This window comes from Bordetella muralis (assembly GCF_054781015.1).
Genome location: NZ_BAAGVF010000008.1, coordinates 912,190 through 928,087 on the forward strand (window position 1 = coordinate 912,190; position 15,898 = coordinate 928,087).

Consider the following 15,898-nt stretch of genomic DNA (forward strand, 5'->3'; position numbering starts at 1 on the left):
CGCTCATGCGCCGAACATTAAAGGCGGCCATTGTGACGTTGGAAATCGCCACCACCATTGCCCTATTAGTAGATCTTGGCCAGCGGCCCCCTCCCTCCAATAGCTACGACTGTGCCGGCTGGACTAGCTGTTGAGCGTTCCTTGATAGCTTGGTCTCTTCTTTCTTGCATCATTCATTTACGCAGCACATTTACCATCACAAACAAGGATGCCATGCGCGAACTGTCATGCTCGGAGCTGCCATGCATCGCTGGCGGCATACGCTTCGACAACAACGTCATATCCGTTATAGATATGGTCAGTTCACTGGCAGGCTATGACTTTTCGACAAACGTCATGCAGACGTTGGGCCTCGTCGACGGAAGAACTCAGACAGGCGCATCCCTCGCAGCGTTTGGCGGCGGAACCATAGCCCTTTCACGATGGAATGATCCGGTTTATCACCACAGGGACCGCGTATATATAGGAATGGTTGTCAGTTTTCTCTGGGGCGTTGGCATGGGCGTTGCCGAAGGGGCTCATCCACGCCATTCCCCTGAACATCATTGAGAAGAATCGATTTCTCCTCATATGCCTCCGTCATCGCACGGTAACCTTTTCACGAAAAAACATCATGAAAGAATTGTCCTCTTTGGACCTTCAATCAGCTTGCGGCGGGTTCGTTCCCAACAGTGCGACAATGCATGCGCTGGGAGCCGTCACTTCGACAGTGGGGTATATGCTCGCCGTACAGATAAAGCGGGTCGCGGGATTCAATGTTTCTGGGACCGTAGAGGGAGTCACGGGCGCGAACGTTATCGGTGGCTTCGTCAGTCATTCAATGTGGGACGACCAAAGCCTCCCTGTTGACGACCGCATGGGTTCAGGCTTGGCAACGAACTTGCTTTGCGGTGCAAGCGTCGGTTTATTCGAAGACATCGTCAAAACCGCCATTTCTGACGCCATGCGGCAAAACTGACCTCCGGCGTTTCTGTTTTGTCAGCCACCGCTACCCATACCCTGCTCACTGAAAATACCATGCGTGAATTATCGTCTTCAGACCTTCAACTTGTTTCGGGCGGATTTGACACAGTCGGCGCAAGCGTACGCGCGTTTGGAACCGTCAATTCGGTTATCGGCTACCTGGCAGCCATACGCACACTGCAACGGTGGGGCGGCCCTGGCCATGAAACGAAAATGGGCGCCGCCAGCGCCATGCTCATCAGCAGATTTGCGACGCATTCACTCTGGGATGGTCCAGGACCTAACGCGCAAGACAGGACGTCTGCGGGCATGGCCGGATGCTTTTTGCTGGGAGCAGGGGTAGGCTTGGCCCAAGGAATCATCCAAACCGTCGCTGCGGACCTCATCAAAGCATAAGCGACAGCCACACTGCTCAGAAATCTTTCCAGAGCTGGGGCAGCCCGAAACAAAAAAAGCCGGACACTGTATCCACAGTGCCGGCTCTTGCTACAGGTGTCGGACACACCTGTAAAAATTCGACCACCAATCAGTGGTCGGGGCGAGAGGATTCGAACCTCCGACTCCTGCGTCCCGAACGCAGTACTCTACCAGGCTGAGCTACGCCCCGATTCGCTTATGCAGCGTTTTCTTCAACGATCTCGATTGACCGCGAAAGCGCAGAATTCTAACAGGGATTTCTGATAAACGGAAATCGGCAGGATATCCAGTGCCCGCCGGGCGATATCGGCCTCGGCCAAAGCGGCCTGCTGTGCCTGTTCCAGCGCGCCTGTCGCCCGGATGGCCTCGGCCACCGCCGCAAAGTCCGCATCACCCGTCTGGATCGCGTTACGAATCAGTTCGCGCTGCGCGGGCGTGCCCTGCTCCATCACCCAGATCAACGGCAGTGTAGGTTTGCCCTCGCGCAAGTCGTCTCCGACGTTTTTACCCAGGGCCTGTGCGTCACCGCTGTAGTCCAGCACGTCGTCCACCAATTGGAACGCGGTGCCGATATGGCGACCGTAGGCAGCCGCGGCGGCCTCCTGTTCGGCCGTCGCCCCTGCCAACACAGCGCCCACTTGGGCAGCCGCCTCGAACAGCTTTGCGGTCTTGTAACGCACGACCTGCAAATAGCGCTCCTGCGAGACATCGGGGTCATGGACGTTGAGCAATTGCAACACCTCGCCCTCGGCGATCACAGTGGTCGCCTCGGACAATATCTGCATGATGCGCATCGAGCCCGCCTCGACCATCATCTCGAACGAGCGCGAGTACAGATAATCGCCCACCAAAACGCTGGCCGCATTGCCGAACATGGCATTCGCCGTCTCTCGGCCCCGGCGCAAATCAGACTCATCGACCACATCGTCGTGCAATAACGTCGCCGTGTGAATGAACTCGACCACGGCCGCCAACAGATGGTGATGGTCACCCTGATAACCCAGCGCCCGCGCCATCATCAGCACCATGGCCGGCCGCATGCGTTTGCCGCCCGCGCCGATGATGTAGTCGGCAATCGTCCGGATCAGTACGACCTCCGAGTCCAAGCGTCCACGGATAACCGCGTCGACGGCCTTCATATCATCGGAAATAGGGGCGATCAGCTCAGGGAGATTCAAAACGTATCCGGCAGGTATTAAGGAGAGCCGACCCGAGGCTCTGTGATGTATCAACGCAGGCAATCGCGCTGCTGTCGGGGCCTCGCAAATTATACGAGGTATCACTCGATAGACTGACCGGCGACAGACCAAATGCCCCCCAGCCCCGAACTGCCCCCTTGAACCGGCCACCCCAATGCGCCTAAGCACCTGCCCCATAAGGAAATTTTGACTTTTCCACAACCCCGCGTTAGAATCTTTGGTTCGGTCAATACCGAAATCCCTATTTTTAAGGAATACCCCATGTACGCGGTCGTAAAAACCGGTGGCAAGCAGTATCGTGTTGCCGCTGGCGAAAAACTCAAGGTAGAACAGATACCGGCTGACATTGGGCAAGAAATCACCCTGGACCAGGTCCTGTCGGTGGGCGAAGGCGACCAACTGAAAGTTGGTACTCCGATCGTCGCTGGCGCCGTGGTCAAGGCAACGGTTCTTGCGCATGGCCGGCACGACAAGGTCAAGATCTTCAAGATGCGCCGTCGCAAGCACTATCAGAAGCACCAGGGCCACCGTCAGAACTACACCGAAATCCGCATCGAAGCCATCACGGCCTAACGATACGACTCGGTTATTGAATAGCAGGAGCTAATCAAAAATGGCACAGAAAAAGGGCGGCGGCTCTACGCGAAACGGTCGCGACTCAGAATCGAAGCGACTGGGCGTCAAGGCATTTGGCGGCCAACTCATCCCGGCTGGCTCGATCATCGTGCGCCAGCGCGGCACCCGTTTCCACCCCGGCACCAACGTCGGCATCGGCAAGGATCACACCTTGTTCGCGCTGATCGACGGCAAGGTTCAATTCGGCTTCAAAGGCGCATTGAACAAGCAGACCGTGTCGGTTGTGGCGGCCGAATAACGGTTACCGGATAACGGCAACCGTTTTATAAACGGCAAAAGCCCTGTCGCACGCGGCAGGGCTTTTTTGCTTCAGGCAGAAATTACTTATGAAATTCGTAGACGAAGCCACCATCGAAGTCATCGCCGGCAAAGGCGGGAATGGCGTGGCGAGCTTTCGCCGCGAAAAATTTATCCCCAAGGGCGGTCCCGACGGCGGCGATGGCGGACGTGGCGGCAGCATTTTTGCCGTAGCGGATCGCAACATCAACACGCTGATCGATTTCCGCTACGCCCGCTTGCATCGTGGCAAAAACGGTGAAAACGGCCGCGGCTCGGATCAATACGGCGCCGCCGCTCCCGATATCACGCTACGCGTGCCCGTGGGCACTGTCATCCATGACGCCGATACCGGCGAGCTCTTGTTCGACCTCAGCCGTCATGACCAAAAGGTCACGCTGGCTGCGGGTGGCCAAGGCGGCATGGGTAATATCCATTTCAAATCCAGTGTCAACCGCGCACCACGCCAATGGACGCCCGGCAAAGAAGGCGAGCAACGCCGCCTGCGCCTGGAACTGAAAGTCCTGGCCGACGTAGGCCTGCTCGGGCTGCCCAATGCCGGCAAATCGACGCTGATCAGCCGCATCTCCAATGCGCGCCCCAAAGTCGCCGACTATCCGTTCACGACGCTGCACCCCAATCTGGGCGTAGTGCGCACCTCGCCGTCGCGCAGTTTTGTCGTGGCAGACATTCCTGGCTTGATCGAGGGTGCCTCCGAGGGTGCAGGCCTGGGACATTTGTTCCTGCGCCACCTGGCTCGCACGCGAGTACTGCTGCATCTGGTCGACATTTCCCCTGTCGATCCCGACGTGGATCCTATCGACCAGGCCGTGACCGACGCTCGCGCCATTGTCGAGGAATTGCGCCGTTACGACCCGGAATTGGCCAACAAACCGCGCTGGCTGGTGCTGAACAAGCTGGACGTTGTCACCGACCCCGAGTCCGCACGCGAACGCTTTATCGAGAAGTTCGGCTGGCAAGGTCCGGTTTACGCCATTTCGGGCCTCAGCGGCGATGGCACCCAGGATTTGATCTGGGCGCTCCAGGACTACCTGGATGCCGAACAGCGCAAAGATCATATCGCCCAGGATCAGGCGGACGGCACCTACGTCGCCGAAGACCCTCGTTTTGATGCCACACGCAGTGACGCGTCTATCACTCAGACGCCGCGTAGCGGTGACGAATAAGCCATAATCGCATTTTCGTTTTCCGCCGGCCGCCGCACATGACCTATGTGCGGCCACCACTCTCATCATCGCGACACTTCGGTCATTGCCATGACTGCTGATCACACTGCTGTTTCTGTTGTTGCTTCGGCCACCCGTTTGGTCGCCAAAGTCGGATCCTCTCTGGTCACCAACGAGGGCCGAGGGCTGGACCGCATCGCCGTCGCGCACTGGGCGGCTCAAATTGCCACGCTGCGCCAGCAAGGCAAGCAAGTCATTCTGGTATCGAGCGGCGCCATTGCCGAAGGCATGGCCCGGCTGGGCTGGCGCAAGCGCCCCTCCGTCATGCATGAACTCCAGGCGGCAGCAGCCGTGGGCCAGATGGGGCTGTGTCAGGCGTACGAGGCAGCATTCGCAGAGCATGGCCTTCGTACCGCGCAGATTCTGCTCACCCACGAGGATCTGGCCGATCGCCGCCGCTATTTGAATGCACGCAGCACGCTATTTTCCCTGTTGCGCATGGGCGTGGTGCCAATCGTCAATGAAAATGACACGGTCGTCACCGATGAAATCCGCTTGGGCGACAACGATACCCTGGGGGCGTTGGTCACCAACTTGATCGAAGCGGACACGCTGGTCATCCTGACTGATCAGCGCGGTCTTTATGATTCTGATCCGCGCAAGAATCCCAATGCGGTCTTTATCTCACATGCACAGGCCGGCGATCTTGCGTTAGAAGCCATGGCCGGGGGCGCCGGTTCGGGTATCGGTACGGGCGGCATGCTCACCAAGATCCTGGCCGCCAAACGGGCGGCCCACAGTGGGGCACACACAGTCATCGCCTCTGGCCGAGAACGCGACGTACTGACGCGCCTGGCACAAGGCGAGTGTATCGGCACCGAACTACGCGCCGTATTGCCCGTCTGGTCGGCCCGCAAACAATGGCTGGCAGACCACCTGCGCTTGCGCGGACAGGTCATTCTGGACGAGGGAGCAGTCAGAGCACTGCTCCACGACGGCAAGAGCCTGCTTTCGATCGGGGTCGTTGACGTACAAGGCGAATTCGAACGGGGCGACGTGGTGGCGTGCCTGGACGCGCAAGGCACCGAGTGCGCGCGCGGCTTGATCAATTACTCGTCGACTGACACCCGCCGCATCTTGCGTCAGCCGTCATCTCGGATTGCATCAATTCTGGGCAGCATGAGCGACCCAGAATTAATGCATCGCGATAATCTGGTCATTACTTAGTTGACATAGCTAGCCGGTGATGCCTTTGGCGTTTCTTCAAAGGCACCTCCGTCGGGCACCGCATCAGCCAGGAAAATGTAGCCCCACTGCCGTACGGCCAGTAGCGGCAGCCCGACGCCCAGCCGTTCCGCTTTGGCTCGTAGACGCGACACCATGACGTCTACACTGCGCGCCGAGTGACGGCTGCGTGGCCCTGCAGCTACCGACGTGGCGACCAGACGCTCGCGCGGCAACCGATGCCCTGGCGAGGACAGCAGGCGCAGGAAAAACGCGCTTTCGGTGAATGTCAACGGCAGGTGCTGACCACGCGGCCCCGCCAGTACGCGTCCGGAATGCGTCAACCGCCATAACGGCATCTCTCGGGCAGAACGATCGGGCGAAAGCGTACGCAACCGGCTTAAGGAGCGCCCCAGGGCGCAGAGTTCGCGCACGTCGGTCGACATCAGCAGGCAGCAAGCATCGGCGCCCGCGTCCAAAGCAACAATGCGTGCGTCCACGTCGGCATCATCGACCAACACGATCAGTGCCGCATTGGGAGCGGCATAACGCGCAATACCTACAGCGGTACGCAAGTCACTTTCCCCGTTTTCGAGAATCAACACCTGGGGCACGCGAACGTCGACCAGATCTGCCAAAGCATTCGTCGTCTGGCAGGCGCGGACCGCCCAACCCTGGGCAGCCAAACCCTCCAACAGTTGCGGCCAACGAGGCTGACGGTCTTGAATGACGATAGATTCAACTGCGGTGTGCATGAGATCTCCTTGGCAAAAAGCACATAAGTGAAAAGCACATGGTGATAATCATGATCTCCACGTAATCTAAACGCACGGCTTAATCCAGGAGTGCAGACTTTTTCAGACCGTTTGAAGCCTGTTAACTGCCACGAAACCGCACACGGTTTCGCCTGCTCATGCTTGAGCTATTGTGGAACGCTATACAGCAGGAAAAACCGTCACCGGCAGATGATCACCGCTGCGGCAATGCGGCCGACGGATCAACCGGCTGGCCCCGATGCCGCAGCTCAAAATAAAGGCCAGGCCCTTTACGGTCCGTACTACCCATCTCGGCGATCTGTTGTCCCTGGGAAACCTTTTGTCCCTCTTTGACCAGCAGCTTGCCGTTGTGGGCATAAATACTCAAGAAATCACCCGAGTGCTGCACGATCACGAGATTGCCATAACCGCGCAAGCGGTTACCTGCGTAGACCACGCTTCCGGCCGTCGCGGCCTTGACCGGCGTACCGGCCTTGTTGACGATCGTCAGCCCCTTGGACGAGCTGCCGTTATACCGTTGCGTCAGCGTTCCCTCGGCGGGCCATACCAGTTTCAATCCCCGCACCACCGCCGCAGACGACGACGATGAAGCCGCCGGGGCACGGGTGCCACTGGTGCGGCTACCGGTCGACTCACTCGCGCTGCCCGTCGCAGTACTGCTGCCAGCGCCATCCACACGCAACAACTGACCCTTGCTGATGCGATCGGGGTTGGACAGATTATTCAGCCGCATCAACGCCGATACACTGGTATTGTGCTGGCGAGCGATCTTATTCAGCGTGTCGCCGGCCTGTACGCGGTAATACCCAGGTTCGACCTTGCCGGAACCCGTACTGCTACACCCCGCCAACACCATGACCAAACAAAGACACAGCACCAGACAAACACGGTGCCAGGCGGGCATTGCCCAATCACGGTTGGAGACCGTGTACGAGACGGAAGAAGTGAAAGTGGCAAACACTGACAAAGTATCGGAATAAGTGGCTAAAAAAAATCCCCGCCCTGAAGGGTACCAAGAAACGATGTAACAGGCTTATGCATTTGAATCTGAGCCTGCTCGCCTCTCGGCACTCAGCCCCGTTATACCGACAAATGCCGCCGTACGTCTTCGCTATCCATCTCGCTGCGCGGCCCGTGCGCGACGACCTCGCCGCGGGATAACACGACGAAATGGTCGGACAATTCGCGCGCGAAATCGAAATATTGCTCGCACAGCAAGATACCGATATTGCCGCGCTCGCGCAGTAACCGGATCACTCGGCCGATGTCTTTGATAATGGACGGCTGAATTCCCTCGGTAGGCTCGTCCAGAATAATCAACCGGGGTTCGGCCACCAGGGCACGGGCGATGGCCAATTGCTGCTGTTGTCCTCCGGACAGATCTCCACCCCGGCGGCCCAGCATGGACTTCAGCACGGGAAAGAGTTCGAATACCTCTTCTTTGACACGGCGCGCCCGGGCTCCCGGAAAGCGAGCCATCCCCATGATGATGTTTTCCTCGACCGTCAACCGTGCAAACACATCGCGGCCCTGCGGCACATACGCGATTCCCAGCGCCGCCCGTTTGTGCGGAGATAAACGGGAAATATCCTGCCCGTCGAACATGACTTTGCCTCCAGCGATGGGCAACACCCCCATGAGGCATTTGAGCAAGGTCGTCTTGCCTACACCGTTGCGTCCCAAGAGGCCCAGACATTCGCCCTGTTGTAAGGACAGTGACACCTGGCGCAGCGTATGGCTGCCACCATAGTATTGATCAACGGCTTGAACTTCCAACATTTGGCTTCCTTTCGGGGATTCCTGTGGTTAACCACGGCGCATTCGGCGATGGCAATAGGACTGGTGATGGCAATAGCGGCGTAAGGCCCGCAGGAAATCAGCGCCCTAGATACACCTCAATAACCCGCGCATCCGCTTGCACCTGCGCCATCGTTCCTTCGGCCAGCACTGCCCCCTCATGCAGCACGGTCACCTTGCCCCCATCGGCGATTCTCGAAACGAAATCCATATCGTGCTCGACGACCATCAAAGAATGATGGCCGCGCAATTCGTGCAGCAACTCCGCTGTACGTTCAGTTTCCGCGTCGGTCATGCCGGCGACCGGTTCATCCAGAAGCAACAACTGCGGCTCTTGCATCAATAACATGCCGATTTCCAGCCACTGCTTTTGTCCATGCGACAACAGGCCTGCCACGCGATACGCCTCATCCGTCAACCGAATCAGCGCCAAGGTCTGCGCGATACGGTCGACTTGTTCCGACGTCAACCGGGAAAATAATGTCGGACGTACTCGCTTATCCGTTTTCATCGCCAGCTCGAGGTTCTCGAGCACCGTGTGTTGCTCGAAAACCGTAGGCCGCTGAAACTTGCGGCCGATCCCTGCATGGGCAATCTGTGCTTCGTTCAGCGTCGTCAGATCGATGTTCTGGCCGAAGAATGCAGATCCGGCGGTGGGACGCGTCTTGCCCGTGATGACGTCCATCATGGTGGTTTTGCCGGCCCCGTTAGGACCGATGATGCAACGCAACTCTCCCACGCCGATATCCAACGTCAGGTCATTCAATGCCTTGAACCCATCAAAGCTGACCGTGATGCCATCCAGATACAAGATCGCACCGTGCGTAGTATCGACCCCCCTGGGATTGACTCGCCCATACGATGCCTGCCCGCTGGGGCCTCCGTCATCGTTCAGCCCCTCTGCATCGACTTGATGCAATGCCCGCCACTCAGCACTCATATCGCACGCTCCTGACGGCGTGTCATCCAGCGACGCGCCAACCCTACGATCCCGTGCGGCAAAAACAGTGTCACCAACACAAAGATCAATCCCAAGGCGTACAACCAGAACTCCGGAAACACGCTGGTAAACCAGGTCTTCAAACCATTGACCGTGCCGGCCCCGATGATCGGGCCAATCAGCGTGCCGCGTCCTCCCGTTGCCACCCAGATCACCATCTCGATCGAGTTCTCGGTCGACATCTCACCGGGGTTGATGATGCCCACCTGCGGCACATACAACGCACCGGCGATCCCGCACATCACCGCCGACAAAGTCCAGACAAACAGCTTGAACCCCAACGGCTCGTAACCAATGAACCGCACACGGCTTTCCGCATCGCGCACCGCTGTCAGTACCCGGCCCAATTTGGATTGGGTCACGGCGCGCGCCAATACCAACGCTCCCAGCAGCACAGCCAACGTCACCCAATACAAGGTGGCCCTCGTACCCGGCGCTGTGATATCGAAACCGAGGATCCGTTTGAAATCGGTAAAACCGTTATTCCCGCCAAACCCCGTATCGTTGCGAAAGAACAGCAACATGGCAGCAAAAGTCAGCGCCTGGGTGATGATGGAAAAGTAAACGCCCTTGATGCGCGACCGAAACGCGAAATAGCCGAACAAAAATGCGAGCCCGCCCGGCACCAGCACCACCAGCAACATGGCATACCAGAAATGCTCGGTAAACGCCCAGTACCAGGGATAGTCCTTCCAGTTCAGGAACACCATGAAGTCAGGCACGTTGCTCTGATAGACCCCATCCTGACCTATGGCGCGCATCAAATACATGCCATGCGCATAACCGCCTAGCGCAAAAAACAATCCATGCCCTAATGACAGAATTCCGGCATAGCCCCACACCAGATCCAATGCCAACGCCGCCAAGGCATAGCACATGAACTTTCCCAGCAACGCCACGGCGTATGCCGAAACATGCAGCGCATGTCCCGCCGGAAACATCAGGTTCAGTAACGGCAATAGCGCCAGCACCATGGTGACCACCGCCAACGCGATCCACGCCTTGGGACTGAACAGCGGTCGGCGCAACGCGGCCGTGTATAACTCGCCGGCTCTCGAACTTGCAGAATTCATCCTTTGCTCCGATGCGTGAGTCATGGTGCGCCTCTGCCTGGCTCAGTAAAGTCAATAGTCAATCTGCGCTCCTGCCTCGCGGTGCAAACAAACCTTGCGGACGTTTCTGCACGAACAGCACAATCAGTACCAGAATCACAATCTTGGCCATGACCGCACCGGAATAAGGCTCGAGGAATTTCGTGACGGCTCCCAGTCCCAAGGCGGCCACCACTGTGCCGGCCAATTGACCCACGCCGCCCAACACCACCACCATGAAGGAATCGACGATATAGCCACGTCCCAGATCCGGTCCCACGTTACCCAGTTGAGACAAGGCAACACCGGCCAGCCCCGCGATTCCTGCCCCCAGGCCAAACGCCAACATATCCACGCGCCCTGTAGGCACGCCGACACAATCCGCCATGCGGCGATTCTGGGTGATGGCTCGCACAAACAAGCCCAGTCGCGTGTGATTCAACAAGGCCCAGACAAACGCCACGACCAGAATCGCAAAAACGATGATGGCGATACGGTTATAGGACAACACCAGACCGCCCAGCACTGTCACGCCGCCGCTCATCCATGACGGATTGCTGACCTCGACATTCTGCGCACCAAACAGCGTACGAACTGCCTGCATCAACATCAAGCTGATGCCCCACGTCGCCAACAAGGTCTCCAACGGCCGGCCATACAACCACCGTATCACTGTGCGTTCCAGCGCCATCCCCACTAACGCGGTCACCACAAAGGCCACAGGCATCGCCGCAATCACATAGGCGTCGAGCCATTGTGGAAACCAGGAACGAAACAATGCCTGCACGGCATACGTGACGTATGCACCTATCATCAACAGTTCGCCATGGGCCATATTGATGACGCCCATCAGGCCGAACGTAATGGCCAATCCCAACGCAGCGAGCAACAACACACTGCCCAAGCTCACGCCATAGAACAGATTCCCGATCCACTCCAGCATCGAGAGATGGCGTTCGATACGATGCAAAGCCGTTGTCGCAGCCGCTCGTACCTCAGTATCGGGCTCGGCATACACGCCCTGCGCATCCCGTTGCAACACGGCCTGCAGTGCTGGTCGGAATGCTGCATTACCGGTATTACCCAATGTCTCGGCCGCCTGAATGCGCAGCGCTGCGGTATCGCTCTTCAAATGCAGTGCGGCTACCGCAATCGCCAAGGCCTCTTTCACCTCTGCGTTTTGCTCATCGGCCAGCGCTTTTTCCAACGTGGGCAGGACTGCCACATCCGCGCCACGTTGCAGACCCCGAGCCGCGGCCAACCGCTGCGCAGGATCCGGTGCATGCAAGCGCGCCGCTGACAAAGCCGCTGCAATCGCACGACGCAGGCGATTATTCACGGACACCGTCTCGGCCTGCGCCGGCATGACGGAAACCGACGCCCCCGTTGCCGCGTCAACGGCCCCCGAAGAGGTTTCGACCAGAAACTGCGCCTCGGGGGTGACATACAAGCGATCATTCGCCAACGCATCGAGCACCACAGCGGCCTGGGGCGATGGCTCAGTCCCGAGACGTGCGATAGCCTCCAGCTTGGCATCGGTTTCATCGCCGGCCAAGGGCGCAAGCAGCGCCGGGCCCAGCCCAGTTGCACCGGCAGCCGGAATCCACGAGCCCGACATCCAGACCAGAACCAGACTGAGCAGGAACCGTATAAAAAGCGCGCTGCATCTCATCGTTTATCCCCGTCGGCTCACAGATTCTGCTTGCCTTCGTTGCCGGGGATGTAGGGGCTCCACGGTTGTGCGCGGATGGGGCCTTTACTCTTCCAGACGATGTTGAACTGACCATCAGCCTTGATCTCGCCGATATAAACCGGTTTGTGCAGATGATGATTGGTCTTGTCCATTTCAATCTTGAAGCCGTCCGGCGCATCAAAGGTCTGACCCGCCATGGCGTTGATCACAGGATCCACATCGATTGTTCCTGCCTTCTCCACCGCCTGTTTCCACATATGGATGCCGATATACGTGGCCTCCATCGGATCATTGGTCACGACGGTATTGGCATTGGGCAGATTCTTCGCTTTGGCGTAGGCCTTCCATTTTTCGATGAAACTGGCATTGACCGGATTCTTGATGGACTCGAAATAATTCCACGCGGCCAAGTGCCCGACCAACGGTTTGGTATCGACACCACGCAGCTCCTCTTCGCCTACCGAGAACGCGACGACAGGCACATCAGTCGCCTTCAGGCCGGCATTACCCAATTCTTTATAGAACGGGACATTGGAGTCTCCGTTAATGGTCGACACCACTGCAGTGCGCCCCCCTGTCGAGAAACGCTTGATGTCCGCCACAATGGTTTGATAATCGGAATGCCCAAATGGCGTGTAGACCTCTTGGATATCTTCATCCTTCACACCTTTGGAATGCAGAAACGCGCGCAGGATTTTGTTGGTCGTGCGCGGATAGACATAATCCGTGCCCAGCAGCACAAAGCGCTTGGCGCCGCCGCCGTCTTCGCTCATCAGATATTCCACGGCAGGAATGGCTTGCTGGTTGGGCGCGGCACCGGTATAGAACACGTTCTTTTCCAGTTCCTCGCCTTCGTATTGCACGGGGTAGAACAGCAAGCCATTCAGCTCCTTGAACACCGGCAATACGGATTTGCGCGACACCGATGTCCAGCATCCGAACACCGCAGCGACCTTGTCTTGCGTGAGCAACTGACGCGCCTTTTCAGCAAACAGCGGCCAGTTCGAAGCAGGGTCCACCACCACGGGCTCCAGCTTTTTACCCAATACACCGCCCTGCGCATTGATTTCTTCAATAGCCATCAAGGCGACGTCTTTCAACGACGTCTCGGAAATCGCCATGGTGCCGGACAGGGAATGCAAGATGCCTACTTTTATCGTGTCCGCGGCCCACACCGAGGGCATCCAGCCAGTCATGGCCAACACGCTGGCAGCGGTCAATTGCTTCAGTACAAGTCTGCGTTTCATCGTTCGGATCCTTTTCTTTAAACCGGACTAGCCGGCGTAATCTGCCTGTGCAACGAACAAAACCCTCACACCTCGCCCTCGGCTTGCAGTCAGCTTCGCGGCGAATTCTCGAAAGAACGTTCGCCTTGGCAATAAGCGCATCGTGACTCAAGCAATTCCTATGCCAATTCAAATGAGGGGGTGTACTGCGGAGGCAGCCCAACGATGCAGCCATCAGGCCGTCGAGCCATATGACCTGTAGATCAACGTAGTCACCGCGATCTGGCAGTGCCCATTCCGAAATGCACGAACACATAAAAATGCGCAACAACGGTGCATCGATGCGCGATAAGAGTGCGTTCGCACCGATGTCATGCACCAGGCAATTCTTGTTGCCCCAATCCCCTCGCACCAGCTCAATCGACCAGAACCCGCGCCACTATTGGCTCTACAACCGATTCTCGATAACTGGCACGTTGATTGCTTGATGTGAAGTACTTGTATACCCACGAGGATTCCGGGATGGACCCCAACGCTGTCATCGATCAACCTAAAGGCTGGACACTGGCCGAATGGCAAGCCGCCTATCGCATACATGGCGCTCGACCCGCTGAACTGCTGGACAAACTCATCGCGGATCTTGATCCAGCCGACCCTGCCTGGATTTGCTGCGCCGACAGCGTTCGACTGAATACCCAGCTGGATGCGCTCGCCCAGCGACTGGCGGCAGTCAACGGAGATCTGACTCGCCTGCCGCTCTATGGTGTGCCGTTTGCCATCAAAGACAATATCGATGCCGCGGGTTGGCCCACCACTGCCGCCTGCCCCGCCTATGCCTACACTGCCTCGGAAGACGCCGAGATCGTGCGGCGCTTACGCGCCGCCGGCGCTATTCTGATCGGCAAAACAAACCTCGATCAATTCGCGACAGGACTGGTCGGCACACGCTCACCACATGGCGCTGTGCCAAACACGTTTGATGCGGCCTATGTCAGCGGCGGTTCCAGTTCAGGCTCGGCCAGTGTCGTCGCGCGCGGTCTGGCGGTTTTCTCGCTCGGCACTGACACAGCAGGGTCCGGCCGCGTTCCGGCGGGCTTTAACAACATCGTCGGCCTCAAGCCCACAAAAGGCTGGTTCAGCACACGCGGCGTCGTACCGGCTTGCCGCACGCTGGACTGCGTGTCGATCTTCGCTCTGACCGTGGACGACGCGGACAGCATCGCGACCATCGCCGGTGGCTACGATACGCAGGATCCGTACTCGCGCCCTGCGCCGGCCATGCCAGCCCATCTGGCACGCCAACCACGGCTCGCCATACCCGCCCAGCTCGAGTTCTATGGTGATGCTCACGCGCAGACCGCTTATGAAGAGGCGTTGCAGGCGCTGCGCGACATGGGCGCCACACTGGAACCTATCGACTATTCCGCCTTTCGGGAACTGGCCGAACTGCTATACCAAGGTCCTTGGGTCGCCGAGCGCTACGCCGCCATACGCGAACTATACGAACGCGCGCCCGACGAGATCGACCCCGTTGTACGCAGCATTATCGGACAAGCCGCCCGTTACAGCGCAGTCGACACGTTCGAAGCCGAATACCGCCGCGCGGCGTTGACACGCGTGATTCAGCAAGCTTTGTCCGGCTTCGACGCGTTGGTCGTGCCTACGGCTCCTTCCATCTATACCATCGCACAACTGCGCGAGGACCCGATTGCGTTGAACACCCGGCTGGGGACTTATACCAATTTCACCAATCTGGCAGATCTGTCCGCGCTGGCAGTGCCCGCAGGGTTGCGCGCAGACGGTTTGCCATGCGGCATCACATTGATCGGACTGGCTTGGCAGGATCGCATCCTCGCCGAGCTGGGCCGTCGCTGGGAATACAGGCAGTCTGGCACCCTGGGCGCGACCGGACGGTTCAAATCGAAAGACGCGCCGGCCGCGGCCAGCGCCCCTACCGGCGCGCCTCAGACAGTAACGGTGGCTGTCGTCGGCGCGCATCTACGTGGCATGCCGCTGAATCATCAACTGACCTCACGTCACGCACGATTTGTCGAGGCCACACACAGCGCCCCCACATACCGCCTCTATGCCCTGGCCAACAGCACGCCAGCCAAGCCCGGCATGGCGCGCGTCAGCGACGGCGCCGCTATTGCTCTGGAAATCTGGGAACTATCACACACGGCATTTGGTGAGTTCGTGGCGGAAATCCCGGCACCGCTAGGCATAGGCACGCTCGAGCTCGCAGACGGACGTCTCGTCAAAGGGTTCATCTGCGAGCCATGCGGCATCGCCGGCGCGCGCGATATCACCGAGTTCGGAGGTTGGCGCGCCTATCTGGATCATCTGAAAAACACCGCCACGCAGTAAAACGCGCATCGCGGCGTCGACGGGTGCGAAGGCCCATCGCTCAGCA

General features: G+C 58.4%; 15 protein-coding genes and 1 tRNA gene. 7 read left to right on the forward strand and 9 right to left on the reverse strand.

Features of this window, described 5'->3' with window-relative positions; translation table 11 throughout:
- The first annotated feature begins 141 nt into the window (after nucleotides 1–141).
- Both ACYVIT_RS21905 and ACYVIT_RS21910 read left to right on the forward strand, forming a co-directional pair.
- Nucleotides 142–549 carry a hypothetical protein gene (locus ACYVIT_RS21905; RefSeq protein WP_415804584.1) on the forward strand — a complete coding sequence of 136 codons (408 nt, stop codon included), beginning with the start codon at nucleotides 142–144 and terminating at the stop codon, nucleotides 547–549.
- 64 nt (nucleotides 550–613) lie between these two features.
- Nucleotides 614–958, forward strand: coding sequence for a hypothetical protein (locus ACYVIT_RS21910; RefSeq protein WP_415804585.1), 345 nt, complete (start codon nucleotides 614–616; stop codon nucleotides 956–958).
- Between the two features lie 535 nt (nucleotides 959–1,493).
- Here the strand turns inward: ACYVIT_RS21910 and ACYVIT_RS21915 are convergent.
- Together ACYVIT_RS21915 and ispB are read right to left on the reverse strand one after the other, a co-directional pair.
- Nucleotides 1,494–1,570: transfer RNA gene (locus ACYVIT_RS21915), tRNA-Pro, on the reverse strand.
- A 22-nt stretch (nucleotides 1,571–1,592) separates the two neighbouring features.
- Nucleotides 1,593–2,558, reverse strand: coding sequence for an octaprenyl diphosphate synthase (ispB, locus tag ACYVIT_RS21920; RefSeq protein ID WP_415804586.1), 966 nt, complete (start codon nucleotides 2,556–2,558; stop codon nucleotides 1,593–1,595).
- A 282-nt stretch (nucleotides 2,559–2,840) separates the two neighbouring features.
- Between ispB and rplU the strand changes: the two genes are divergently transcribed.
- From rplU to proB, 4 genes are all read left to right on the forward strand, one after another.
- Nucleotides 2,841–3,152 (forward strand): 50S ribosomal protein L21, encoded by a 312-nt coding sequence (gene rplU, locus ACYVIT_RS21925; protein WP_094819592.1) that lies wholly within the window; start codon nucleotides 2,841–2,843, stop codon nucleotides 3,150–3,152.
- Nucleotides 3,153–3,192: 40 nt separating this feature from the next.
- On the forward strand, nucleotides 3,193–3,453 hold the full coding sequence (gene rpmA / locus ACYVIT_RS21930) for a 50S ribosomal protein L27 (protein ID WP_415804587.1): 261 nt from the start codon (nucleotides 3,193–3,195) through the stop codon (nucleotides 3,451–3,453).
- An 88-nt stretch (nucleotides 3,454–3,541) separates the two neighbouring features.
- Nucleotides 3,542–4,678, forward strand: coding sequence for a GTPase ObgE (obgE, locus tag ACYVIT_RS21935; RefSeq protein WP_415804588.1), 1,137 nt, complete (start codon nucleotides 3,542–3,544; stop codon nucleotides 4,676–4,678).
- Nucleotides 4,679–4,768: 90 nt separating this feature from the next.
- Complete coding sequence (proB, locus tag ACYVIT_RS21940; protein ID WP_415804589.1) at nucleotides 4,769–5,905, forward strand: glutamate 5-kinase; 1,137 nt, start codon at nucleotides 4,769–4,771, stop codon at nucleotides 5,903–5,905.
- Here the strand turns inward: proB and ACYVIT_RS21945 are convergent.
- From ACYVIT_RS21945 to urtA, 7 genes are all read right to left on the reverse strand, one after another.
- Nucleotides 5,902–6,657 (reverse strand): response regulator transcription factor, encoded by a 756-nt coding sequence (locus tag ACYVIT_RS21945; protein WP_415804590.1) that lies wholly within the window; start codon nucleotides 6,655–6,657, stop codon nucleotides 5,902–5,904. The two genes, proB and ACYVIT_RS21945, sit on opposite strands and share 4 nt — an antisense overlap.
- 214 nt (nucleotides 6,658–6,871) lie before the next feature.
- Complete coding sequence (locus ACYVIT_RS21950) at nucleotides 6,872–7,582, reverse strand: peptidoglycan DD-metalloendopeptidase family protein (protein ID WP_415804591.1); 711 nt, start codon at nucleotides 7,580–7,582, stop codon at nucleotides 6,872–6,874.
- Nucleotides 7,583–7,758: 176 nt separating this feature from the next.
- The gene (gene urtE / locus ACYVIT_RS21955; RefSeq protein WP_415804592.1) at nucleotides 7,759–8,457 is read right to left on the reverse strand and encodes an urea ABC transporter ATP-binding subunit UrtE; all 699 of its coding nucleotides are present in this window, start codon (nucleotides 8,455–8,457) and stop codon (nucleotides 7,759–7,761) included.
- Nucleotides 8,458–8,554: 97 nt separating this feature from the next.
- Nucleotides 8,555–9,415 carry an urea ABC transporter ATP-binding protein UrtD gene (urtD, locus tag ACYVIT_RS21960; RefSeq protein WP_415804593.1) on the reverse strand — a complete coding sequence of 287 codons (861 nt, stop codon included), beginning with the start codon at nucleotides 9,413–9,415 and terminating at the stop codon, nucleotides 8,555–8,557.
- On the reverse strand, nucleotides 9,412–10,548 hold the full coding sequence (gene urtC, locus ACYVIT_RS21965) for an urea ABC transporter permease subunit UrtC (protein WP_415804594.1): 1,137 nt from the start codon (nucleotides 10,546–10,548) through the stop codon (nucleotides 9,412–9,414). The genes urtD and urtC overlap by 4 nt, the downstream gene beginning before the upstream one ends.
- Nucleotides 10,549–10,606: 58 nt before the next feature.
- A complete protein-coding gene (urtB, locus tag ACYVIT_RS21970; protein ID WP_415804595.1) occupies nucleotides 10,607–12,238 on the reverse strand; it encodes an urea ABC transporter permease subunit UrtB in 1,632 nt (543 codons plus the stop codon).
- A gap of 17 nt (nucleotides 12,239–12,255) precedes the next feature.
- A complete protein-coding gene (gene urtA, locus ACYVIT_RS21975) occupies nucleotides 12,256–13,506 on the reverse strand; it encodes an urea ABC transporter substrate-binding protein (RefSeq protein WP_415804596.1) in 1,251 nt (416 codons plus the stop codon).
- A gap of 501 nt (nucleotides 13,507–14,007) precedes the next feature.
- Here urtA and atzF point away from each other — a divergent pair.
- The gene (atzF, locus tag ACYVIT_RS21980; RefSeq protein WP_415804597.1) at nucleotides 14,008–15,852 is read left to right on the forward strand and encodes an allophanate hydrolase; all 1,845 of its coding nucleotides are present in this window, start codon (nucleotides 14,008–14,010) and stop codon (nucleotides 15,850–15,852) included.
- The last annotated feature ends 46 nt before the right edge of the window (nucleotides 15,853–15,898 follow it).

Coding starts and splice junctions, on each gene's coding strand:
- urtE (WP_415804592.1), bottom strand. CDS start 8,457: ATGTTGGAAGTTCAAGCCGTTGATCAATACTATGGTGGCAGCCATACG.
- obgE (WP_415804588.1), top strand. CDS start 3,542: ATGAAATTCGTAGACGAAGCCACCATCGAAGTCATCGCCGGCAAAGGC.
- ACYVIT_RS21950 (WP_415804591.1), bottom strand. CDS start 7,582: ATGCCCGCCTGGCACCGTGTTTGTCTGGTGCTGTGTCTTTGTTTGGTC.
- ACYVIT_RS21910 (WP_415804585.1), top strand. CDS start 614: ATGAAAGAATTGTCCTCTTTGGACCTTCAATCAGCTTGCGGCGGGTTC.
- rpmA (WP_415804587.1), top strand. CDS start 3,193: ATGGCACAGAAAAAGGGCGGCGGCTCTACGCGAAACGGTCGCGACTCA.
- urtC (WP_415804594.1), bottom strand. CDS start 10,548: ATGAATTCTGCAAGTTCGAGAGCCGGCGAGTTATACACGGCCGCGTTG.
- ACYVIT_RS21945 (WP_415804590.1), bottom strand. CDS start 6,657: ATGCACACCGCAGTTGAATCTATCGTCATTCAAGACCGTCAGCCTCGT.
- atzF (WP_415804597.1), top strand. CDS start 14,008: ATGGACCCCAACGCTGTCATCGATCAACCTAAAGGCTGGACACTGGCC.
- urtB (WP_415804595.1), bottom strand. CDS start 12,238: ATGAGATGCAGCGCGCTTTTTATACGGTTCCTGCTCAGTCTGGTTCTG.
- rplU (WP_094819592.1), top strand. CDS start 2,841: ATGTACGCGGTCGTAAAAACCGGTGGCAAGCAGTATCGTGTTGCCGCT.
- urtA (WP_415804596.1), bottom strand. CDS start 13,506: ATGAAACGCAGACTTGTACTGAAGCAATTGACCGCTGCCAGCGTGTTG.
- proB (WP_415804589.1), top strand. CDS start 4,769: ATGACTGCTGATCACACTGCTGTTTCTGTTGTTGCTTCGGCCACCCGT.
- urtD (WP_415804593.1), bottom strand. CDS start 9,415: ATGAGTGCTGAGTGGCGGGCATTGCATCAAGTCGATGCAGAGGGGCTG.